The sequence below is a fragment of the Porphyromonas miyakawae genome, assembly GCF_045865415.1.
Taxonomy (GTDB): domain Bacteria; phylum Bacteroidota; class Bacteroidia; order Bacteroidales; family Porphyromonadaceae; genus Porphyromonas; species Porphyromonas miyakawae.
The window spans coordinates 144976-166427 of sequence record NZ_BAAFSF010000001.1 but is presented as its reverse complement, the minus strand read 5'-3'; the positions used below and the strand labels follow the sequence as shown (position 1 = coordinate 166427).

The following is a 21452-nucleotide window of genomic DNA, read 5'->3' as shown; positions in this document are numbered from 1 at the left end:
AACTTTTAAGACGAAAATCACATAAGAACGCTCACTTTCTCCCACGAATCACTACCTTTGCAAGTGATAATAGTGAGCGTTCTTTGGCTATCCAAAACGATGTACTTCAAAGCTCTTCGCTCATTTCTAAATCGTTACCTATCCGCATCTCCCCAAACGGTAACCTCTTACTTCTCAGCTAGATAGTCTGCGACCAAAAAATTACGGAGAAACTATTAGGGGGAAGAGCATTAGGGAGAGGATTGTGGGGAACCTATGGGCGAACGATTGCTCAGTTCAGTTGCAAGCTGTCGTACGACCCCAAGCTGTGGAATGCTCGTGAGAGCAGGCTGAACGGCAAGAGCCGTGAAGCTGAGACAACGAATGGCAAGTTGGAGCACTTGCTTCTTTCAGCGCAGTCGGCTTATCAAGCCCTTTGTGAGCGAGGGATTGTCTTTACAGCGACTGACATCAAGGATGTTGCTACAAGGTAGTATGCAAAGCCAAATCTCCCTTTTGGAGCGATATGATCAACTGCTTGAAGAGATGAAGCAAAAGGTGGGTGTTGAAATAAAGGCTACGACTATGAGAAGTTATTACACAGTTCGCAAGCACTTGCACGCCTTTATCCAAGAGAAGTTCCACACTTCGGATATTGCTTTCGGACTGATAGAAGAAGACTTATTGGATTGCTTACAACACTACTCTGTCGGAAAGCTGGGGCATTCGCAAGGTCATTATCGTAAGATGGCATTAGCGGTGAAGAAGGTCTGCCGTTTGGCATATCGTGAAGGGCGATATAAACAGAAAGTGTGTGGTGTACGTCGTATATTCAATTAAGAGAGGTATTGATGGAAATTGCGTAATTTTTCGGCTAATTTTTTTTGTAAAAAAAAAAACTATCTTTGTCCCAGAAGATCAATCATTTTAACTCTCAGCATTCACCAAAGAGCTGTTGTATTTTAAGGACATGGCATTATCTCGCACAAACAGACTGAGGGTTCTACCCTTATCTTTTCGCTATTCCCAAAGGTAAATAAGGAGCCTTTATGATTACCTCCTAGATATCGGTCAAACCTCTATAAGCAACCTTTCCTCATGAGAAGATTTATACTGACAATAGTATCTACACTAGCTCTAGCGGTATCTATCTATGCTCAAGATGATAAGCTAAGTCCTATCATCGGGCATATGGTGTATCCTAAGCACGTAGTGTTCCTCCCCAATAACAAGCCCGACTCCACCATCGCATACAGCGAAACAGGGCTAGTTCCTATAATCTTTGAGATTGACAAGCATACATACATCCCGTCTCCTAAACTAGACAGTGTGGCTGCTCTCGTCAACCAAGTACTGCAAGACAAAAGAGTGGACTTCCAGTATCTATGGATCGGAGGTAGTGCTTCTCCCGAGGGACCAGTAGCGCACAATTACGATCTAGGCTTCTGGAGGTCTGAAATCCTCAAGAACTTTATTCTCAACAACACCTCTGTGAACCCGGCTTTGGTACGCACTCAAAACCTTGCAGAGGACTGGGAGGGCTTTCGTAGAGCCCTAATCAAGGATAAGGACTATCCCTACAGAGACCGCTTATTGGAGATCATTGATAATACACCTGACTGGGAGTTGAGAAAAAGGAAGATCCATGCTATTGATCACGGCAAGACTTGGCATAACCTCATCTACGGATCTACGGACTCTTTACTCCCTTTAGAAATGCCCGCATGGTCATCGTATGCAAGGCTTATAATGTAGAGCTCCCTAAGATCCCGCCTATGCCCCCGACACTCCTTCCGAGCCCCGAGGCAAATATGCTACCAAAGTTAGACGCCTCTTTTCTTCCCGCTCCTGAGACACGTTTCTTCGCCCTTAAAAACAATCTCCTCTTCGATGGGATTCTCGTAGCGAACCTTGGCGTAGAGGTCGAGCTGTGGAGAAAGACCTCTCTAGACATCCCCTTTGTATACTCACCCTACGACATCCGAGTCCCAGATAGGAAGATCAGACTTCTTGGCTCGCAACCAGAATTTAGATACTGGCTCGGGCAAAAAGCCGGAGAGGGACATTTCGTAGGTTTACATGGAGCTCTACTCGGATTCAATATTGCCCTCAACGATAAGGGCCGCTACCAAGACCCCAACCATGCACTATGGAATGTGGGCGTTGGATACGGATACTCTTGGAACTTCGGCAAAGACAAGAGATGGGCTCTAGAAGCGAACATCGGTATCGGGTACGCAGATTATATTTACGACTCATACCGAAACTGGTCCAACGGCGCCAAATTCAAGAGCAATACTCACGAAAGCTACTGGGGTATAACTAGAGCTGGACTAACCATCATGTACAAGTGGTATACCCCACGCAAATGAAATATAACCGATGAAGTACAGATTATCCATAGCCATAGTAATAGTCCTATCCACCCTCTCTTTTATTTCTTGTGATAGGACCATACACGAGTACCCTACGCCTAACAAATCTCTAGTAATCCTAGAGTTTAATGCAGATAGGACTCCTCCGCCTTACTACAAAAAGGTGGTTTTCGATGAGAAATACAACTCGAAAGTAATTAAGCTTAACGAGACTCCCTCACTACCTTACGAGCTAGGGGATGGGTATCAGATGAGAATTACAGCCGAGATCTATGACGAAGCTGGACACGTAGTGGAGCGAAGAGTGGTCACTCAGCCTCACAACGCCCTCCCCCCACAGGACACGATACATGTGTATCTACCTCAGGGGAAGTACAAGGTTGCAGCCTTTGCCGATTACATTAAGGCGAATGAGATCAAGGACTGGCACTACATCACATCAGATCTCACGCACATTGGCACAGACCTTTCGACCTATCCACAGAATGCGCACTTGAGGAGTTGCTCCGTCGGGACCGAAGACTTCATCATAGACTATACTCTGACACCAGAGGGATACCCAGCCTCTGCAGCCGATGCCCATAAGGTGATTAGAGATCGTAAGATACCCATACATATGGAGAGACCCAACGCTCGCTATTGGCTTAGAGCTATTGACTACGGAGACTACCTACTCTCGGGCAGTAATATCGAGGATATCACCGTAAAGATTATCTATACCCAATTCGCAGCTGTCGGATATAATGTACCCGAGCGCAGACCGAATAAGTTTGGGGTAAACTACAGCGTGAATGTCAAGCCAGATATATACGTCTCTTCTGACCATAAAACGGTGTCTCTAGCTCTAGACTATATATTCACCTCTTGGAACGAAGAGAATGTCGTTGTCGCAGACTTCCATATTTATGACCACGACAAGGAAATCAGCCACATAAACGGCGTACATATCCCTCTCTTAAGGAATCATGAGACGCTCCTTGAGGGGTACTTCTTGACCAAGAGCCTCGGAAAAGACGATGGTATCCAGATTGATGAAGATTTCGATGGCGAATTTGTTATCAAGATATAGGTAATCAGAAATACAAGGGTGTCCTTTCTCTGAAGACACAAAGGAAGATCCAAATCACATATCATAAACCAATAATAACAATATCAGTATGAATCAAAGAATCAAGTTTTTCCTGGCTTCTCTGGTGATCCTCCTTATCGGAGCTTCATGCCAGAGGAATGACCAGCTAGACAGTAATGATCCGGGTAAAGTAGTTATCAAGCTATCTCTCCCCGAAGGGATGCAGGCCCTCCGTGCCTCCGCCAATAGCTCTAGTGCCAAGGGTGGTATCACTAACGTAGACATGTCGCAATACGACATCCGATACAAGCTCGCTGTCTACAACGATAACGGCAAGAGTGTCATTGAGCCTTTAGTCAAGACCGTAGACTCCTACGAGGAAATCACTTATGAGCTACGACTAACACCCAATAGAAAATACAAGTTCGTGGTCTGGGCGGACTTCGTAAAGCAAGGTGAGACCGACGACCTTCACTACAACACCTCCGACTTCGCAAACATCACTTGCATCGATGACGCTAACAAGCAACTAAACGACGAGTCTCGCGATGCTTATTGGATTGCGAAGGAGATAAATGTTGGTACGACGGCTCTTAACGAGACGCTCGTGCTACGCCGTCCATTCTCTAAGATCCGTGTCGTTGCTACAGACTGGGGGTTAGTTCCAGATGACAAGCCTGACTACTTCTCCATCCAGTACTATGGGACAGATTGTAAGAGATTCAACTCTATGAACCTCCTGACGGGCGCCTCTACGGGAACTCCTCTCACGGCGAAAGATGATGCAGGCATCATCACCTACGATGTCAATATAGACAAGGACAAGAAAGACTACATGCTCGGTTATGACTCTGATGAGCACAACCGCACCATGACTGTAGACTACCTAATGACTGACCAGTCTGAGCAAACACCTCTTCACGTAGTCTTCACGGCTAAAAAGGGTGGCGCAACAGGTCAGATTGTCTCAACTTACGACTTCGCTGTCAATGTACCTATCCAACGTAACTACCTAACTACGCTCATGGGTAACCTCCTAACTACTGGAACTAGTATCAAGGTGCTTATCGAAGAGAACTTTATTGAGGAGTACAACAATCACCAGTCTTGGTTTGCTCCTCAAGGAGTAACTCCCAAGAAGCCCGCAATTACTACCAGTGAGGTGGGTGGTAAAACAATCAAGACCTATCACATCACCAATCGTGAAGAGCTGATGTGGGTCGCTGATAACCCTAAAGAGCTAGGTGCTAATAAAGTCTTCAAGCTCGAGTCGGACATTGACATGAATGGTATTGACTGGTACCCCATCGGGCCTCGCGACGGTGCTTTTGGTGGTCCCTGCGGAACATTCGATGGGAACGGCCATGCCCTACGTAACTTCAGTGTTCAAAAATTCCTATACAAGAGCAGTGGGTTCTTCTCGAGAGAGCAACAAACAGGGGTCTTTGGGGTTTGGTATGGAGATATCAAGAATCTAACCTTCGAAAACATCACGATCAATGGTCTCGAAGGCGTAAAGGTAGAACCCGGAAAGACTCACAATGAATCGGCTTACTTTGCCGGATGTGTTGGATACTTCTCTGGAAATCTAGAGAACGTACATGCTAAAAACGTTTTCATTAAGGGGGCTAACAGCTTCCTCAAGACCCAGAATGTAGGAGGACTCATCGGATATACGAATCCCGAAAAGCCTTTCGTATTCAAGAAGTGTAGTGTGACAAATATCACAATTCAGGCAAAAGGCAATCAAATCGGAGGTATGGTTGGATCTCTAAACAAAAACCATACATTAACCGAGTGTACAGCTAACTACGTCAGCCTACGTGTCAATGGCTCGGAGACAACAAACATTGCAGGGCTTGTTGGAGACATAGCTGATGCTACCGGAGTGAAGTTCGAAAAATGTAAAGTCGACAATGTCGAATTCCTCAAGTATGACGGAACAAAGAATTCTGACTATGCTCCTACAGATCCTCTTTACGGATCCTCTAGAACAGGTACTCCAACCATAGAGAACTAATCTGGTTCTGAGACTTGGTCTCACATATTTATTGAGAGGCGACCCTGCTCTTCGGAGCAGAGTCGCCTCTCAGTATGGCAGCCCCATCATACAAACGAAAGTAGGTCAGAAAACTTTCGTTTCCCGACCTACTCAATTAAATATAAAAGAATCGTGGCGACTACAAGTTAAGACGCTTCCTATAGTTCTCACTCAGTATTCCGTTTATGTCTGAGAGCCGATAGAGAATCTTCCCTGCGATTTGGGTGTAAGGGATAATGTTTTAATCCCGATAGTCTTGCAGGGTGCGAGGGGAAAGGAACAATCTCTCACAAACCTCGTTTTCTGAGTAAGGGCGATGTGTCAAAGCTCTTGGTATTTCCCGTTGCAGGATGAGGGGGCAGAACTAAGCCGAAGGATGTTCCTTTTCTCTGTCTTTACGGGCTTGGCATTTGTTGATTTACGAGGGCTACGAGCTTCGCAAATCGAGACAAACAGCGAGGGGAAGCGGTATATTCGCAAGGCAAGACAGAAAACGGAGGAGGAGAGTTTGATCCCCTTGCATCCGATAGCGGAGCAGATACTCGCTCTTTACACGAAGGCGAAGAGCAGAGGAGACTACAAGATATTTCCCGATACAATGAGCGACTGGAAGCTACTCCGTCATCTCAAAGCCGTGGGGTTGGCATGTGGCATCCGTACTCCGTTGACTTGGCACTGTGCAAGACATACGTTCGGCACGCTAACGCTAGAGGCTGGTGTGCCTATTGAGAGCATCGCTAAGATGATGGGGCATTCGTCTATTGCCAGCACGCAAATCTACGCCCAAGTCACCGACCAGAAGATTGCACGGGATATAGAGAGATTGATGGAGAGATACTGAAAAAGAAAAGAGAAAGAGAAAAAGGCGAATTAAGTAGGAAATGTCAATGAGTATAGAAAGACAATGATTTATTATGACATATAGCAATGCAAAACGCTTATTTATAGTTATTGCAGGAATGCTTTCAAATGTGTACATTTGCACTATGTTGATGTCATTTGGTAGTCATTCTGTCATTTGCGTAATGTAAAGATAGAAACGAACATTTGGTCGATTGCAGAAGCCGAAGAAACTTCACGTATCTAGATGGGAATTATTGAAGCAAATAAACTCGTAGTACATATAGGTTACGAACGTTTCATCTCAAAACTATGATTCAGGAAAGGAGGATATATCATTATGGTTAACTTGATTGTTTCACATTTAAATTAATGTCATTATGAAAAAGAAATACGTGTTTTTAACCTTAGCTTTTGTCTTTGTCTGTGTTTTGAAGATGCAGGCACAGAACCTTGAGACAAATATTATGAAGGTTTTGTCACAGGACGAGACAGTCCTCTCATTCAGCACAGACGAGTCGAGGAACATATCTGGCATCCTTGCGAGTGGAGACGTAAAGTTCATCAAGGAATAAATTCTTTCGAAGGAGAGGAGTGTTTGATGACACTTCCTTTCTTCCTTTATATTAATCATAAGCTCGATGACTGATGAAATCAAAGCTTAACTCAATACTATTGTTGCTGATATTCACACTAACCGCCCAAGCGCAGGAATATCATGTGGAAACTCCGGGGACGTTACAGGATGTGATAGGACCGGAAGCCGAAGAACTCACCCACATTCGGGTGACGGGAACACTTAATGACAGAGACATCGCCTTCCTTCACTACCTGTGTTGGCCTGGTGTTCCAAAGCCTACAGGAATGAAAGTTGAGAAGTTTTTGAAAATAATGCAGGAAAAAGAAGATGACTTCAAAACGAACCTACGTCATCTGGATTTGGAGGAGGCACACATGGTAAACGATGCTCTGCCTGACTATGCTTTTTCAGGAAGTTACATCAAAGACTATAAGTTGCCCAAAACGCTCAAGAAAATAGGCAAGAATGCCTTTGACTATAATGTACTTCTTAAAGAATTGATTATTCCCGAAAGCGTGGAAGAAATAGGTAGAGATTTACTTACTTATAGCACAGAAATAGAAAAAGTGAGACTTCCGGACAATCTTAAAATTCTCAATAAAGACTTATTTGCGGAATGTTGTAACCTTAGAGAAGTGAATATCCCTTCCCAACTTCGAGAAATGTATGGTGGCGTTTTTCATAACTGTCGTGAAATATCTCCTTCTGTCGCCATCTTGCCTGAAACTGTTGAAATCTTGGATGGTGCAGCGTATTACGGGATACGTGCGATTGAGAAAGTGGTAATACCCAAGAATGTGAGAGTATTAAGAAGTGCTTTCAACGGTATGGCAGGATTGCGCAAGGCAACGATACTTACCGACAAATTGACGGAGATAGGAGATGATGCTTTTTATTGGTGCAGTGCTCTAGAAGAGGTGAATATTCCGGGCAAAATTACACGAATTGGCGTAGGAGCTTTCTTTTGGAACCTCAGGCTCCGTAAAATAAACATTCCTTCCACGGTTACGCGTATTGAGAAACACGCTTTCGATAGTGCCCCCTTGGATTCCATCGACATTCCGGCAGGTGTGACATTTATAGGCAGAAATGCATTTTGGAATAATAGTAAATTGCAAAAGGTTTACGCACGGCCTATAATTCCACCAGTGACTACAGAATGGACAAATGGCGATGGCCCATATCTGCCATTCCACTCTTGTCCGATGGAAACTGCTATTCTTTATGTTCCAAAGGGTTCTGCCGATGCCTACCGCACATCCATGGTGTTTTCGGAGTTCAAGAATATTGTAGAGTTGGAGGCTTGGCAATGGCCGACTTCCATCAGCACGCCGACCATGCCGACCGATGCATACAAAGTGTACGGAAAGGCTGGCACGCTGCATATCGAGACAACAGGTGGTGCCCAAGGACCTGTATTCGTCAATGTATATAGCATCAATGGACAGGTTGTTTGGAAAGGTCAGGTGACTAATCGCATGGAAGTTCCCTTGCCCCAAGGGTTCTACGTCGTGCGAATAGGAAAAAGAAGCTACAAGGTTTCATTATAACGTTTAATTAACGAGAACAACCATGACATCAAGACTTTACTCAATACTATTGTTGCTGATATTCACACTAACCGCCCAAGCGCAGGAATATCACGTGGAAACTCCGGGAACGTTACAGGAAGTCATTGGACCGGGAGCCGAAGAACTCACCCGCATTCGGGTGACGGGAACACTTAACGACAGAGACATCGCATTCCTTCATTACCTGTGTTGGCCCATTGCTCCAAAGCCCACAGACATGAAAGATGAGAGTTATCTGAAAATAGCGATGGAGAAAGAGGATACCCTCAAGACATGCTTGAGGCATCTGGACATGGAGGATGCACGCTTGGTGAATGATGCTCTACCCGACAAGGCTTTTTACGGAAGTTACATAAAAGACTATAAGTTGCCTAAGACACTAAAAAAGATCGGTAAGAATGCTTTTGGTTATAATGTTCTCCTCAAAGAGTTGATTATCCCCGAAAGTGTGGAGGAAATAGGTGAGAATTTACTTTTTTATAGCATAAAAATAGAAAAAGTGAGACTTCCGGACAATCTTGAAGTAATGAATGATATGTTATTTGCAGAATGCTGGAAACTCAAAGAGGTGAATATCCCATCCAAACTTCGGGAAATGTATGATAACATTTTTATAAACTGTTGTGAAGTTTCTCCTTCTGTGGCAATCTTACCCGAAACGGTTGAGATATTGGATGGCTCTCCGTATTATGGGATTAGTACGATTGAAGAAACGGTTGTCCCTAAGAATGTAAGAGTTTTAAGACAAACCTTTTCGGGAATGGCAGGATTGCGCAAAGTAACGATCCTCACCGATAAATTGACGGAGATTGGAGATGATGCCTTTAATTGGTGCAGTGCTTTGGAGGAGGTCAATATCCCGGACGGAATTACGCGAATTGGCGAAGGAGCTTTCTTCTGGAACCTCAGGCTCCGTAAAATAAACATTCCTTCCACGGTCACGCGTATCGAGAAATATGCCTTTGACAGCGCACCCTTGGATTCCATTGATATACCGGCAGGTGTGACTTTTATAGGCAGGAACGCATTTTGGAATAATAGTAAATTGCAAAAGGTTTACGCACGGCCTATAATTCCACCAGTGACTACAGAATGGACAAATGGCGATGGCCCATATCTGCCATTCGAATCTTGTCCGATGGAAACTGCTATTCTTTATGTTCCAAAGGGTTCTGCCGATGCCTACCGCACATCCATGGTGTTTTCGGAGTTCAAGAATATTGTAGAGTTGGAGGCTTGGCAATGGCCCACTTCCATCAGTACGCCAACCATGCCGACCGATGCATACAAAGTGTACGGAAAGGATGGCACGCTACATATCGAGGCAAACGGCAACGTGAACTATGAGCCTGCATCTGTCAATGTATATAACATCAGCGGAACTCTTGTTTGGAAAGGGCAGATAACCAATCAAGCAACAATCTCCCTACCCAATGGATTGTATGTTGTACATATAGGAAAAACCGTCTGCAAAATATCACTATAACAATCCTCTCAAAAGAGAAGTCTCTCTGCTCTCAATCTACTTGATTATTCCTTTGTAGTTTTCTTGGAGCAGTCTGTTTATGTCTGAGAGCCGATAGAGAATCTTCCCTGCGATTTGGGTGTAAGGGATAATGTTCTTATCCCGATAATCTTGCAGAGTGCGAGGGGAAAGGAACAATCTCTCGCAGACCTCGTTTCCTGAGCAAGGGCAATGTGGCAAAGCTCTTGGCATTCCCGTTGCAGGATGAAGGGGCAGAACTAAGCCGAAGAATGTTTCTTTTCTCCGTCTTTACGGGCTTGGCATTTGTTGATTTACGAGGGCTAGGAGCTTCGCAAATCGAGACGAACAGCGAGGGAAAACGGTATATCCGCAAAGCAAGACAGAAAACGGAGGTGGAGAGTTTGATACCCCTGCATCCGATAGCGGAGCAGATACTTTCGCTTTACACGAAAGAGAATAGCAAGGGGGGACTACAAGATATTCCCCGATACAATGAGCGACTGGAAGCTACTCCGTCATCTCAAAGCCGTGGGGTTGGCATGTGGCATCCGTACTCCGTTGACTTGGCACTGTGCAAGACACACGTTCGGCACACTGACCTTGGAGGCAGGCATTCCGATAGAAAGCATCGCTAAGATGATGGGGCATTCGTCTATTGCCAGCACGCAAATCTACGCCCAAATCACCGACCAGAAGATTGCAAACGATATGGACAGATTGACAAAAAACAGCTGTCAAAGACTTCCTCTTTCTCACAAGAAAGATAGACATAGATAATAATATAGTCAATGATCCTTTTTGTAAAGGACCATTGATTATACCATCATTGGGAGACCTTTGCACAGAGGTCTCGGTCAGCTTTGAAAAGTTATTTAAAGCTGTATTTGGAATACACATCCGTGTCAGACTCTCTATGATATAGAGCCTTACAATCGTCTATGATATCCTCTGTACCAAATCCTTGAATGGCTCGGCCCATTAAGAACGAGACCGTATAGTCGTTCCAGTCTTTGCCTAATGACGATGCTTTCACCGCTCCTTCATTGAGGTACTTCCACATTTCCGCTTCACTGATGTATTGCAACCAATAACACCATTTTGCCAAGCTCACCAGTCGGCATACGTCCCAAGCATACGTGGAGGTTGTGGTCCGGACTTGAGCCAAATCCGTTTTTAGCCCGTCTGCTATCAAAGTCTGCAGCTCAATAAGTTCCTCGGAAGAACCTCTTTGAGCAAGGACTTCGTCCAATTCCGTACTCCGCTCTAAATTAAGCAGAGCGTTTAGCGTCTCTAGAGCATCTTCCCGACCATTAATGCTCCATTGTTTTTGAAGCCCGGTCTTGTATACATTCATATTATCATCGGTGATAATACTAAGGATGTCCTCATTGCGATAACAAGACAAGATGGCTCCAAATACCAGTAACCTTTTCTTTTCCTCGGTGAGCGGTGTTTGAGGATGAGAAGCCAAAAAGGCTTTCAGGTTTTTCTTAGCAAAGATGCGAGACACGATTTCAAACACGATAAAAGCAATAATCAAGACAGCGACTATTGCCACGATGATTTTCCAGATCATACAAGTATTATTCTGAAGTTAAACATAAGTCTATTATATCATATTTCCTACTTATCCACATGCTTCCCCATCATTTCCTCTACAGAAAGACAGAATCCGATCTCTTGGTAGATTTCAAGCAATAGGTCTTCGTTTAAAGATGTTTTCCCGCTAAGGCGAAGAAATCCTTTTGGCATATTGGAGGCATAATAAAATGTATCTCCGCTAAAGGAGAGCATCAAGTCATGAGTAAAGGAACAACGAAGAGCGGTAAGTTCCTTCATCATTGCCGGGGTCAAAATCATACGGGCTTCTACCTCGTCATCGGCATATACGGTAAAGAGACGTTCAAACTCGGGGTCTTCCAAATAAACAAACTTTGCTTTATGTCTCTCCCTCAGTTTTTGTATCGTCAGAGCGAAGTAGCCCAACTTATCCTCCAAATGGTCGGGAAGCAGCATAACAAATCCCCTGCAAGTTCTTGGAAGACGGCAGTAACCAAACATTCCCCTAAAGCTGAACATCGTGCTCTCTACTTGTGCGCCCCACATCGGACTGAAAATCGCCCGATAGAGGAGCCTAAAGGATCTCCATGGTTTAGTATTCTGTTCATTTGTTGCGGTTACTCCTATATCGGCTATTGTCAATGCTTGATGCTGAGTTGGGAAACTCAATGCACCGTAACTTGCCACTTGCAGAGTACCCTCCGACCTATTTGTGGGTCCGAATAGTCTGCTTGCCCGAATATCGGACACCTTTACTTCTTTTGTCGGAGAATAATTTGCATCCGGAAATAGCTGGTTGATAATTTGCCCCATTACTTTTTCCTCTTTCTGCTTCAGTACATTTAGGCATAAAGAGAACAGCGTATTGAGGACCACAAAGGCGACAAAGAATATGACGACATACGTTGCCGTTATTTGTGAGGTTTCATAATTGCCAGCATCGACGATATACCTTCCGAATATAGTGAATGCAAGCCAAAGCAGAGCCAAAGGGTAAACGGAATAAATGAGAAGCCTAACAATCTTACGCCACATAGCTATGTGGGTTAGTTGCCCTCTCATTTGTTGAGCGACAATCTTGAAGTCAATCAAGTGGTCTTCTTTCATCAATTATCCGAAAATCTCCTTGATATGAATGTCGCCCAACTCACTTTCAGGAATTCGTATCAATGCTTCTTTCCCAAGATGTTTTCTTGAAGCGATGTATGAAGACGGGAACATTTCTACGGCATTGTTGTAATCCGTTACGGTTGCGTTATAAGTTCGGCGTATAGCCTGCAATTCTTTCTCCATATCCGTTATCTGATATTGGAGATAGACAAACTGCTCATTGGCTTTGAGATCCGGATTACTCTCAACAACGGCCTTAACTTGTTTGAGAAGAGCGGAGATTTCTGTCCCGTCCTTGATTTGTTCTGCTTCGGGGGCTCCGTCTGCTCGAGACCTTAGTTCGGCTATGCGGGTAAGGATTTCATTTTCGTGTCCCATATACGCTTTAAGAGATGCCACCAAATTGGGTATAAGGTCATTTCTCTGCTTGAGTGCCACACAAATGCCACTCCGGCATTGTTCCACCCTGTTTTTCTTGGCAATGAGATTATTAGAGGTGATTATACCCCAAATCAGTATAAGCACAGCTATTGCGACAAGGACACTTCCGGCAATTATTGATGCAGTCATACAAATTCGCTTGTCTCAATGATTATTTCTTAGTACTCTTGTCGTCTTCATAGTGGCGTCGTACTCTTTCCATACCCCCGAACGTTCTCCATCGGCATACTGTCCCTCTACAACCAAAATCGGATTTCCGTTGCGCAAAACTTCTTCTTTGTACGCCCCATGTAGCACGCCCATGCGATAAGTTCGTGTAACTTTGCTTTCAACGCCATCTCCCTGTTTCGTGAGTTTCCATTCGACCCCGTCTTTCTTCCCATTCACCCAATGGGTCTCAAGTATTTGAGCACCGTTTTGGCTGTCATACCGCTTTTCAAAGCCGTTTTCCACACTTTCCTGGTATTCCTTCTCCAAATCCAAACGACCGTCTTTGAAATAGGTTTTTACACAGCCATCGATTTTGCCCTTCTTCATAGGGGTAATCTTGCTGACAGTTTTGCCGTCTTGGTAGTACTCCGTGAACACCCCATTTCTTTTCCCCTGGTCATACGCTCCCGTTTCTCTCAGTACACCATCCCGATAGCGGTGGTACTTGCCATCCATCAGTCCGTTAGAAAAGGAAATAGTCTCTTCGTCAAGCTCCCGCTTGATACGCCACTCTCCCTGCAAGGGTTTTCGGCTGTCCTTTTCGAAATAAACTGTCGTATTGTTTTCGCCCGATAGGGGTAAGAGTTCATCGCTTAGAATAACCTTTTGAGCCGATACCGAAAGGCTCAGCAACAGCGAGAAGAAAAAGAGAATATATCGATTCATATTATAGTAGAATGCCCAATTATTTAATTGGTTACTTTTGCTTCATTGACTGTTTAATAAACGTGAAACTATGTGCTTCGCTTCCTTTGTCCTTTGTTGCTTTAAGTTTCTCTGCTCTCGAGCATATGAGAAAATATCCTGCCTCTTTTATCAAGAGGCAAGAGCATACACAGATACTCAATGGCAAAGATAGAGTTTTTTTTGCGATACTCTGACCAAAACAATGGATAAAAACAAAGACCTACATCATTACCGATGAAGGTTTCTGTTGACATAGTTCTCACTCAGTATTCTGTTTATGTCTGAGAGCCGATAGAGGATTTTCCCTGCAATTTGGGTGTAAGGGATAATGTTTTTATCCCGATAGTCTTGCAGGGTGCGAGGGGAAAGGAACAATCTCTCGCAAACCTCCCGTCCTGTGAGGTAGATTTCACCTTCAAAAAGAGGACGATGAGTTTGAGCTATGCTTCTCACTCGATTCGTCAAACCTTTAATGCCAGAGATGAGTTGTTTCATCTCTGTTGTTTCTTTATTAATAGTTTCGTACTCCATAGTTGTTAGCCTTTACGAGTATTAGAGTTAGCGAGGAAAGCTTCCACATCTTCTCGCTTGTAATAGCACTTATGTCCGATTTGGATAAAAGGCAGCACGGACGAGTTTCGATAGTGTTGCAATGTTCGCTTGCTGATGTTCAGTATTCGGCATACATCCCCATTGTGTAATAAGTCAGGGAATTGAGCTGGTGGCGCAAAATGTTCATTGAAACTCTTTGTCAGCTCCTCGATGCACTCAGAAGCAAGAAAACTGTCCTTATGCGTCTTGCGAAAGAACTCTTCTAACATGGCTTTAGCTCTCGAAAAAGAGCTAATCATCAAAACAATGTACTTCAAAGCACTTCGTTCATTTCTAAATCGTCACCTATCCACACTTCTCCAAACGGTAACCTCTTATTTCTCAGATAGATAGTCCACACCCCCAAAAAATTTGGGGGACACTTTTGCAAGTGCTCCCCATTACTATTTAATTAATGACTAAGAAAAAACAATGCTTTCTCAACGACTCGCCATAACGTGGTCTAACAAGATAATTGCTCCTTCGCCATTATTCTTAAGTTTGTCGACAATACCGCCCGAAGTAGCCTCTTCTTCAACCTGCTCACGTACAAAGTGCCAGCAAAATTCTTCTGCTGCCTTATCGCCCTCTTCGCGAGCCTTATCTAACAAGTCGTTGATGCACTGACTAATATGACACTCGTGCTCATAAACAGCTTGAAATAACTGCAACGGATTCTTCCACTCATCTTTAACTGCCTGTATAGCACGCATCTCAACTTTTCCACCACGGCTGACTACGAATGAAGCCATTTCACGAGCATGCTGAAGCTCTTCATCAGATTGCTTTATCAACCAATGAGCACAACCTTCGTAACCAAGACCTTCCATGTGGTAAGCCATTGACATATAAATGTTAGACGAGTACAACTCTTCTGTAATTTGTTCATTAAATGCTGCTTGCATTTTCTTTGAGATCATAAATAAGCCCTCCTAACTAAATTGAGTTTTATTTTCGCTACTAATATACAAACTAAATCCGTACATTCTTCACCCCTCCTCATTACAATAGATCCATTCAATATAGAGGTGGCCATTATAGCTAATATCTCATTATTAAGCGAAAAAAAACACTGTCGAGCCATTGTAACCCGACAGTGTCTATTATATAAAAGCTTCTTCGCTTACTCTATTAAAGCTCCCAGATTTCTTTATCGTTGGGCACCTTGATAGCAGGATTCAGCGGAGCGATACGAGAAATGTTCATCAAATGCTTGTAAGTAAAGTTCTCTGAAATAGAGTTATTACCCCAAGAACCGCAACCAAGTGTATTGGTTACATTGAGACCATTCTGGATATGTCCACCGGCTGTAGTTGCACTGGGTGCATTTACAACGATACGAGATACCGTTACACGAGAACCGGTAAGGATGATGTGAGCCTGGTTATTGGAGTGAATAGCACAAGAGTGGCCATTACCTTCAACAGCAAGGTTCGTACAAGCGAGCTCAACACCTTCTTCGAAGTGGTTGTAAGAGAGCAAGCACATTACAGGACACATTTTTTCTCTGCAGATGCAATCTTCCTTACCCGGGCCCTTAGCTTCTACCAAGATCACACGTGAGCCTTCGGGTACATTGATACCGGCAGCCTTAGCAATCTTTTGAACGCTCTGACCTACTACATCCTTATTGATAGGACCATTGTTGGGGAAGAGGACTTCACGGATCTTTTCACCTTCTTCTGCGGTACAAATGTAACCACCGCGCTTACGAATAGCATCGTACACAGCGTCGTGATCCTTCTTGTTATAGATAATGCTCTGCTCACCGGTACAGATAATACCATTGTCGTATGAGCGACCATAAATAGCCTTTTCAGCAGCATCTTCAAAATTGATGTCAGAGTCGAAGATTACCTGTACGTTACCTGCACCTACTCCATATGAAGGCTTACCAGAGGAGTATGCACTCTTAACCATACCCATACCACCAGTAGCTACTACTACATCTACGGCAGCCATCAACTGCTGTGTAGCTTCAATAGAAGGCTCTTCAATTACCTGTACCATATACTCAGGTACATTAAACGGCTTAATAGCTTCCTTGATGAGGTCTACTGCATGCTTAGAGCACTTCTTGGAACGGGGGTGCGGAGAGATAATGATTGCATTACACGTTTTAAGGGCAAATACAATGTTACTCATAGGAGTTACAATCGGATTGGTAGTAGGAGTTACAGCACCGACCACACCCATAGGCTTAGCAATCTCAATCATACCTGTACGCTCATCAATATTGAGGATACCTACAGATTTCTTATCGTGAAGATTGTACCAAACACCTTTCGATTTACCGCGATTCTTAGATACTTTATCTTCATAAACACCCATACCGGTCTCATCGACAGCTTCGCGAGCCAGCATTTCAGCATTGTCATAGATAACCTTTGCAGCTGCACGGCAAATATTATCTACACTTTCTTGGTTATGAGTAGCTTGGTACTCTAATTGGGCCTTGCGTGCAAGGGCCACCATCTCTTTTATTTCCATATTTTTATAAGTTGTGAACTATATTTTTGAGTAATGAAACGACATAAGGGTATTGTGTAGCAGTCTCAGTATTACACCCAAACTGCTACACAATAAGAAAAAGGTGCTAATTATTTATACGCTAATCAGTATAAAGTACGATATATTTCTGTGATCTCCTCTTCAGAGAAAGGAACATAATTATTCTTTAGGAGACGCTGTTGTGTTTCTATCACAGCCTTTGCAAAGCCCTTGATTTCCTCTTCCTTCATACCATATTCGTGAAGAGGCTTACGGCTTATCAGCTGACCGAGAAGAGCATCTAATGCATCATATACATTAGCCGTATCGCAGCCCAATTCCTTTGCCAAATAGGCTTCAATCTCCTTAATTGAACCATTTGGATTCTTAGCGTGGTAATGCTTAAATACCTCAGTAAAGAACTGATAGTTAGACTCTCCGTGAGGCACATGATAGTTACCACCCAAGGGATAAGAAAGAGCATGTACGGCACCTACACCTGCATTACCAAAGGCAATACCCGCCATATTGGCTGCTTCCAACATAACGGCATGATGCTTGTGGCGCTCATCCTCTCCCTTTTCGGCAATAGCCTTAAATACGGGGATAATCGTGCTAATAGCCTTCAAGCTAAATATGCGCGTGTATTCATTGCTCTTAGGAGATACATAAGACTCAACAGCATGAATGAGCGCATCGATGGAACTGGCCGCATAGAAGGGGAAGGGTAAACCCTTAAGCAGTTCCGGAATAAATACGGCATCATCGGGAGCGATGGCATCGTCTGCCAGACCCATTTTGGTACCACGACTCTTTATTTCGGCAATGGAAATGTTGGTTACTTCGCTACCGGTTCCGCTGGTAGTAGGCAGAATGATAATCTGCTTGCCCTTTACGATGGGTATTTTTTTATCGAAAGCGGGAAGAACATCGTCCTTCAATCCTTCCAAAGCAAAGATCTTGGATATATCGATTACCGTACCGCCGCCCACACCGATTACACGCTTATAGGGAGTTCCGGCGATGTCGCGCAATATTTGGTTAATCATCTCGTCACTCGGCTCGCCCTTACCATAATGCTCCTGCATGATAAACTTACAGGGCAAATTGAGTGCTTTCATAAAGGGCTGATAAAGGAAATCGTTGGTAATTACCAAGTCGTCTTTACCAAGCTCAAACTCCTTTGCGAACTCAGCAAAAGTATCAAAGCTGTGTAGCTTTGTAGATAACTTAAACAGTTGCATATGTATGTATATTGTGTCTTAGTTTTGTTTTGTCTTTTTCGTAGTATTAGCAGAAACGGCGCTTCATTTCTTCTTCCAGCTCATCTCTGAAATTAGGATGGGCAATGGCAATTAGTGCCTTAGCACGATCGCGCAGACTCAAACCTGCCAAGCGGGCCGTACCATATTCAGTAACAATATAATCTACATCATTACGGCTGGTTGTAATCGCAGAGCCGGGAGCAAAGTTAGCTACTATACGAGATACAGTACCCTTACGTGCCGTAGAGGGGATAGCCATAATACTCTTACCTCCCTTGGAAATAGCAGCACCACGTACATAGTCTACTTGACCTCCTACTCCGCTGAATTGAGTCAGCCCCATAGATTCACTATTGACCTGCCCCTGTAAGTCAACCTCGATACAGCTATTGATGCTAATCATATTGTCCAACTGACCGATCACCATAGGATCATTCACATAGTCAACGGGAGCAATCTTGATGCTATCGTTATGGTTAGCGAAGTCATATAGCTTCTTTGAACCCATTAGGAAAGTAGAAGTATGTAGACCATTGTCTATCTGCTTACGCTTACCATTCATCACTCCCTTTTCAATTAGGGGAATAGCTCCATCGGAGAACATTTCCGTATGCAGACCGAGATCATTTTTCTCACCTAAGAAGCTAAGCACAGCATCGGGAATAGAACCAATACCCAACTGCAACGTAGCGCCATCATCCACCAAATCAGCTACATTCTTTCCAATAGCACGCTCTACATCTCCGATTTTAGGTAGAGGCAATTCATACAACGGACGATTTGTTTCAACGATATAATCGATATCCTTTACATTGATGAAGTTATCTCCCTCAATAAAGGGCATCTGCTCATTCATCTCAGCAACCACTACACGAGCTTTTTCTGCTGCCGGCTTTGTATAGTCACAAGATACACCAAAGCTACACATACCGGCTTCATTAGGCTTTGACACCTGAATAAAAGCCACATCACATGGGATCAGCCCTTCGCGAAAATAGTAAGGGAGGCGATGGAAGAAGACAGGTATAAAGTCACCTCTATGCTCTGCCACACAAGCTCTGGTATTTCCTCCCAAGAAGCCGGCCATCAAATGAAAATGCCCCTCCATCTTAGGATCGCAATAAGGTGCATCCCCCAATGTAATCAGGTGAAAGAGCTTCACGTTGTGAAAGCGTTCATAATTACTTGCTAATGCATCTACAAGTGGTTTTGGTGCTCCTGCTGCATGTGCCACAACAATCGTCTCGCCATCGTGTACGGCTTGACGCACAGCCTCGTCGGCCGTTACTATCTTCTTCGTGTAGTCTATCATTGTTTTCGTCCTATTCCTTTTTTATTTACTTACGCAATATCTTTTTCGCAAAGTCCCACAATTCGTCATCTATATTATTCTCTACCACAACCTTGACATACTCTCCGGGGAAAGCCTCTTCAAGACGACTCTCCACGCTTTGCGAAATAGTATCCCCCATTGAAGGGCAATTGGCGCATGCTCCATGAAAACTTATATGCACCTCGCCCTCTGGTGTCACCTTCAACAACTCGACAGAGCCCCCATGAGAAGCAAGATAGGGAGCCACTTTGTCTTTAAGTAGCTCCTCTACCTTTTCATAAGTTAGTTGCTTCACAGAATATTACTTCTTTGCAGGTACTTCGAAGTGATCCTTTGAAGTATCTATCTTAGCAATCTTACGGGCCAACTCCTTCTTAGCAGCGATATTTCCCTGACGAGAAATCATAATACGCTGTGCCTGAGGAGAGCCTGCTCCGTGAAGTGACTCTGTACGATAACCTACTGCAGCAGTACCTAACGTGATATTTTCAATCAAGCGAAGTACACGCATACGGTTTTCCGTGTCAGCACCGGTAGCACCCTGCAAGTACTTGCGTACAATTGGGCCAAGCTCCGGATGACGAAGATCTTGTTCTGCCGGCATAGTAACCATCAAACCACCGGCTATATCTTCAGCCAAACGAGCAATTTCGTACGGCAGACGCGTTACATTCTGTTTGCAGACGTTCGCCAACAACAGGTCAATCAGATAAGCGCCACTTTCGGTTGCCTTTCCTTCTGCCGAGCAAGCAATACCGCAAGCGTACAAGGTTTCATTCAAGTGGATCATTTCAATGAGCTTATCCTTGATATGAGAAGCCTTGGGGACACCATTGTAATCAGCAGCCAATGCAGCAGCGCCGATCAATACGTCACCCACACCTACTTTACAGCCACCATAAGACTGACGGTGATATCCTGCAAAGCGCTCTACCAACATACCGGCGAATTGATATTCTTGGCACATGAATACGCGCTCGTTGGGTACAAATACGTGGTCGAAGATAACCAAAGCTTCGTGACCACCGAATTGACTATTACCCAAGTCTATATCAGCTCCTGCTTCCATCTTACGGGTGTCACAGCTCTGACGGCCATAGATCATGCTTACACCGGGGGCATCACCTTGAATAGCGAAGCAAACTGCATAATCCTTATCAGCTTCTCTCATGCTACAAGTAGGCATGATGAGGTGTTCGTGAGAGTTAACAGCACCGGTCTGGTGAGCCTTAGCACCGCATACCACAATACCATCAGCACGTTTTTCAACTACATGCAGATACATATCGGGATCAGCCTGATCGCTCGGGCCCTTACTGCGGTCACCCTTCGGGTCGGTCATAGCTCCATCCACAACAAGGTCCTTGTCCTGAACCATGATGAGCCACTTTTTGAAACGTTCGAAATAATCCGTTCCCAGTGCCTTATCCATTTCATAGGTAGTAGAATAGATAGCATTAAAGGCATCCATACCTACGCAACGTTGGAAGCAGCTTGCCGTTTCCTGCCCCAGCAAACGCTGCATCTTAACCTTATTCACGAGGTCTTGAGCACTTTGGTGAATGTGGCAGAAGCGGTTAATCGTGTGCCCTGTCAGATGGCTCTTTGCCGTCATCAGTTCCTTGTGTTCAGGCATTTCAGCGAGCTTATAGCTCATAGCCAAAGAGTTCAATGAGGGGCGAATCATTGGATGGTCTACAGGATTCTTAATCCTTTCACCCATAAAGTACACCTTCAGATCTAACTTCCTTAGACTCTCGATATACTCATCTCTCGTCATCATAATTGTGTTTCCTTTCTCTCTTAATGATTATTCTATTTATG

At 44.2% G+C, this 21452-nt stretch carries 18 protein-coding genes and 5 pseudogenes; 9 read left to right on the top strand and 14 right to left on the bottom strand.

The annotated features are described in order from the left end of the window. Positions 1-200: 200 nt before the first annotated feature. The 5 genes and pseudogenes from ACLWMH_RS00605 to ACLWMH_RS00585 all read left to right on the top strand — a co-directional run. A pseudogene (locus tag ACLWMH_RS00605) lies at positions 201-774 on the top strand (phage integrase SAM-like domain-containing protein); the annotation flags it as partial. Between the two features lie 303 nt (positions 775-1077). Beyond that, complete coding sequence (locus ACLWMH_RS00600; RefSeq protein WP_411914836.1) at positions 1078-1734, top strand: hypothetical protein; 657 nt, start codon at positions 1078-1080, stop codon at positions 1732-1734. A 56-nt stretch (positions 1735-1790) separates the two neighbouring features. Continuing rightward, a complete protein-coding gene (locus ACLWMH_RS00595) occupies positions 1791-2351 on the top strand; it encodes a DUF3575 domain-containing protein (RefSeq protein WP_411914835.1) in 561 nt (186 codons plus the stop codon). Between the two features lie 10 nt (positions 2352-2361). Then, positions 2362-3423 carry a DUF6562 domain-containing protein gene (locus tag ACLWMH_RS00590; RefSeq protein WP_411914834.1) on the top strand — a complete coding sequence of 354 codons (1062 nt, stop codon included), beginning with the start codon at positions 2362-2364 and terminating at the stop codon, positions 3421-3423. Positions 3424-3511: 88 nt separating this feature from the next. Beyond that, complete coding sequence (locus ACLWMH_RS00585) at positions 3512-5443, top strand: DUF6562 domain-containing protein (protein ID WP_411914833.1); 1932 nt, start codon at positions 3512-3514, stop codon at positions 5441-5443. Between the two features lie 160 nt (positions 5444-5603). On the opposite strand, the pseudogene ACLWMH_RS00580 reads toward ACLWMH_RS00585, so the two are convergent. Beyond that, positions 5604-5792, bottom strand: a pseudogene (locus tag ACLWMH_RS00580) (helix-turn-helix domain-containing protein); the annotation flags it as partial. Between ACLWMH_RS00580 and ACLWMH_RS00575 the strand changes: the two are divergent. From ACLWMH_RS00575 to ACLWMH_RS00565, 3 genes and pseudogenes are all read left to right on the top strand, one after another. Then, positions 5747-6305, top strand: a pseudogene (locus ACLWMH_RS00575) (site-specific integrase); the annotation flags it as partial. The pseudogenes ACLWMH_RS00580 and ACLWMH_RS00575 sit on opposite strands and share 46 nt — an antisense overlap. A 647-nt stretch (positions 6306-6952) precedes the next feature. After that, positions 6953-8434: a leucine-rich repeat domain-containing protein gene (locus tag ACLWMH_RS00570; RefSeq protein ID WP_411914832.1), complete on the top strand. Its 1482-nt coding sequence runs from the start codon at positions 6953-6955 to the stop codon at positions 8432-8434. A gap of 22 nt (positions 8435-8456) precedes the next feature. Further along, positions 8457-9941: a leucine-rich repeat domain-containing protein gene (locus ACLWMH_RS00565; RefSeq protein ID WP_411914831.1), complete on the top strand. Its 1485-nt coding sequence runs from the start codon at positions 8457-8459 to the stop codon at positions 9939-9941. A gap of 36 nt (positions 9942-9977) precedes the next feature. On the opposite strand, the pseudogene ACLWMH_RS00560 reads toward ACLWMH_RS00565, so the two are convergent. Continuing rightward, a pseudogene (locus ACLWMH_RS00560) lies at positions 9978-10142 on the bottom strand (helix-turn-helix domain-containing protein); the annotation flags it as partial. Between ACLWMH_RS00560 and ACLWMH_RS00555 the strand changes: the two are divergent. Continuing rightward, positions 10118-10718: pseudogene (locus tag ACLWMH_RS00555) on the top strand (site-specific integrase); the annotation flags it as partial. The pseudogenes ACLWMH_RS00560 and ACLWMH_RS00555 sit on opposite strands and share 25 nt — an antisense overlap. A gap of 91 nt (positions 10719-10809) precedes the next feature. Here the strand turns inward: ACLWMH_RS00555 and ACLWMH_RS00550 are convergent. The 12 genes from ACLWMH_RS00550 to ACLWMH_RS00495 form a co-directional block, all read right to left on the bottom strand. Further along, positions 10810-11517, bottom strand: a complete 708-nt coding sequence (locus ACLWMH_RS00550) for a DUF1266 domain-containing protein (protein WP_411914830.1) — start codon at positions 11515-11517, stop codon at positions 10810-10812. 47 nt (positions 11518-11564) lie between these two features. Beyond that, positions 11565-12608 (bottom strand): DUF3137 domain-containing protein, encoded by a 1044-nt coding sequence (locus ACLWMH_RS00545; protein WP_411914829.1) that lies wholly within the window; start codon positions 12606-12608, stop codon positions 11565-11567. A 3-nt stretch (positions 12609-12611) separates the two neighbouring features. Next, positions 12612-13181, bottom strand: a complete 570-nt coding sequence (locus ACLWMH_RS00540; protein ID WP_411914828.1) for a LemA family protein — start codon at positions 13179-13181, stop codon at positions 12612-12614. A gap of 15 nt (positions 13182-13196) precedes the next feature. Further along, complete coding sequence (locus ACLWMH_RS00535; protein ID WP_297115116.1) at positions 13197-13928, bottom strand: toxin-antitoxin system YwqK family antitoxin; 732 nt, start codon at positions 13926-13928, stop codon at positions 13197-13199. A gap of 249 nt (positions 13929-14177) precedes the next feature. After that, positions 14178-14480 (bottom strand): helix-turn-helix domain-containing protein, encoded by a 303-nt coding sequence (locus tag ACLWMH_RS00530; RefSeq protein ID WP_411914827.1) that lies wholly within the window; start codon positions 14478-14480, stop codon positions 14178-14180. A 5-nt stretch (positions 14481-14485) separates the two neighbouring features. After that, entirely contained in the window at positions 14486-14770 is a 285-nt protein-coding gene (locus tag ACLWMH_RS00525) for a helix-turn-helix domain-containing protein (protein WP_411914826.1), read from the bottom strand. Between the two features lie 210 nt (positions 14771-14980). Beyond that, on the bottom strand, positions 14981-15460 hold the full coding sequence (locus ACLWMH_RS00520; protein WP_411914825.1) for a ferritin: 480 nt from the start codon (positions 15458-15460) through the stop codon (positions 14981-14983). 211 nt (positions 15461-15671) lie between these two features. Beyond that, positions 15672-17030: an aldehyde dehydrogenase family protein gene (locus ACLWMH_RS00515; RefSeq protein WP_411914824.1), complete on the bottom strand. Its 1359-nt coding sequence runs from the start codon at positions 17028-17030 to the stop codon at positions 15672-15674. A gap of 125 nt (positions 17031-17155) precedes the next feature. Continuing rightward, positions 17156-18274: a 4-hydroxybutyrate dehydrogenase gene (locus tag ACLWMH_RS00510; RefSeq protein ID WP_411914823.1), complete on the bottom strand. Its 1119-nt coding sequence runs from the start codon at positions 18272-18274 to the stop codon at positions 17156-17158. Positions 18275-18320: 46 nt separating this feature from the next. Continuing rightward, a complete protein-coding gene (locus tag ACLWMH_RS00505; RefSeq protein ID WP_411914822.1) occupies positions 18321-19607 on the bottom strand; it encodes an acetyl-CoA hydrolase/transferase family protein in 1287 nt (428 codons plus the stop codon). Positions 19608-19632: 25 nt separating this feature from the next. Continuing rightward, positions 19633-19923, bottom strand: a complete 291-nt coding sequence (locus ACLWMH_RS00500; protein ID WP_411914821.1) for a NifU family protein — start codon at positions 19921-19923, stop codon at positions 19633-19635. A 6-nt stretch (positions 19924-19929) separates the two neighbouring features. After that, a complete protein-coding gene (locus tag ACLWMH_RS00495; protein WP_411914820.1) occupies positions 19930-21411 on the bottom strand; it encodes a 4-hydroxyphenylacetate 3-hydroxylase family protein in 1482 nt (493 codons plus the stop codon). Positions 21412-21452 lie beyond the last annotated feature (41 nt).

Excerpts from the sequence above, each read along its gene's own strand:
- ACLWMH_RS00600 (WP_411914836.1), top strand. The coding sequence starts at position 1,078 with ATGAGAAGATTTATACTGACAATAGTATCTACACTAGCTCTAGCGGTA.
- ACLWMH_RS00595 (WP_411914835.1), top strand. The coding sequence starts at position 1,791 with ATGCTACCAAAGTTAGACGCCTCTTTTCTTCCCGCTCCTGAGACACGT.
- ACLWMH_RS00590 (WP_411914834.1), top strand. The coding sequence starts at position 2,362 with ATGAAGTACAGATTATCCATAGCCATAGTAATAGTCCTATCCACCCTC.
- ACLWMH_RS00585 (WP_411914833.1), top strand. The coding sequence starts at position 3,512 with ATGAATCAAAGAATCAAGTTTTTCCTGGCTTCTCTGGTGATCCTCCTT.
- ACLWMH_RS00570 (WP_411914832.1), top strand. The coding sequence starts at position 6,953 with ATGAAATCAAAGCTTAACTCAATACTATTGTTGCTGATATTCACACTA.
- ACLWMH_RS00565 (WP_411914831.1), top strand. The coding sequence starts at position 8,457 with ATGACATCAAGACTTTACTCAATACTATTGTTGCTGATATTCACACTA.
- ACLWMH_RS00550 (WP_411914830.1), bottom strand. The coding sequence starts at position 11,517 with ATGATCTGGAAAATCATCGTGGCAATAGTCGCTGTCTTGATTATTGCT.
- ACLWMH_RS00545 (WP_411914829.1), bottom strand. The coding sequence starts at position 12,608 with ATGAAAGAAGACCACTTGATTGACTTCAAGATTGTCGCTCAACAAATG.
- ACLWMH_RS00540 (WP_411914828.1), bottom strand. The coding sequence starts at position 13,181 with ATGACTGCATCAATAATTGCCGGAAGTGTCCTTGTCGCAATAGCTGTG.
- ACLWMH_RS00535 (WP_297115116.1), bottom strand. The coding sequence starts at position 13,928 with ATGAATCGATATATTCTCTTTTTCTTCTCGCTGTTGCTGAGCCTTTCG.
- ACLWMH_RS00530 (WP_411914827.1), bottom strand. The coding sequence starts at position 14,480 with ATGGAGTACGAAACTATTAATAAAGAAACAACAGAGATGAAACAACTC.
- ACLWMH_RS00525 (WP_411914826.1), bottom strand. The coding sequence starts at position 14,770 with ATGTTAGAAGAGTTCTTTCGCAAGACGCATAAGGACAGTTTTCTTGCT.
- ACLWMH_RS00520 (WP_411914825.1), bottom strand. The coding sequence starts at position 15,460 with ATGATCTCAAAGAAAATGCAAGCAGCATTTAATGAACAAATTACAGAA.
- ACLWMH_RS00515 (WP_411914824.1), bottom strand. The coding sequence starts at position 17,030 with ATGGAAATAAAAGAGATGGTGGCCCTTGCACGCAAGGCCCAATTAGAG.
- ACLWMH_RS00510 (WP_411914823.1), bottom strand. The coding sequence starts at position 18,274 with ATGCAACTGTTTAAGTTATCTACAAAGCTACACAGCTTTGATACTTTT.
- ACLWMH_RS00505 (WP_411914822.1), bottom strand. The coding sequence starts at position 19,607 with ATGATAGACTACACGAAGAAGATAGTAACGGCCGACGAGGCTGTGCGT.
- ACLWMH_RS00495 (WP_411914820.1), bottom strand. The coding sequence starts at position 21,411 with ATGATGACGAGAGATGAGTATATCGAGAGTCTAAGGAAGTTAGATCTG.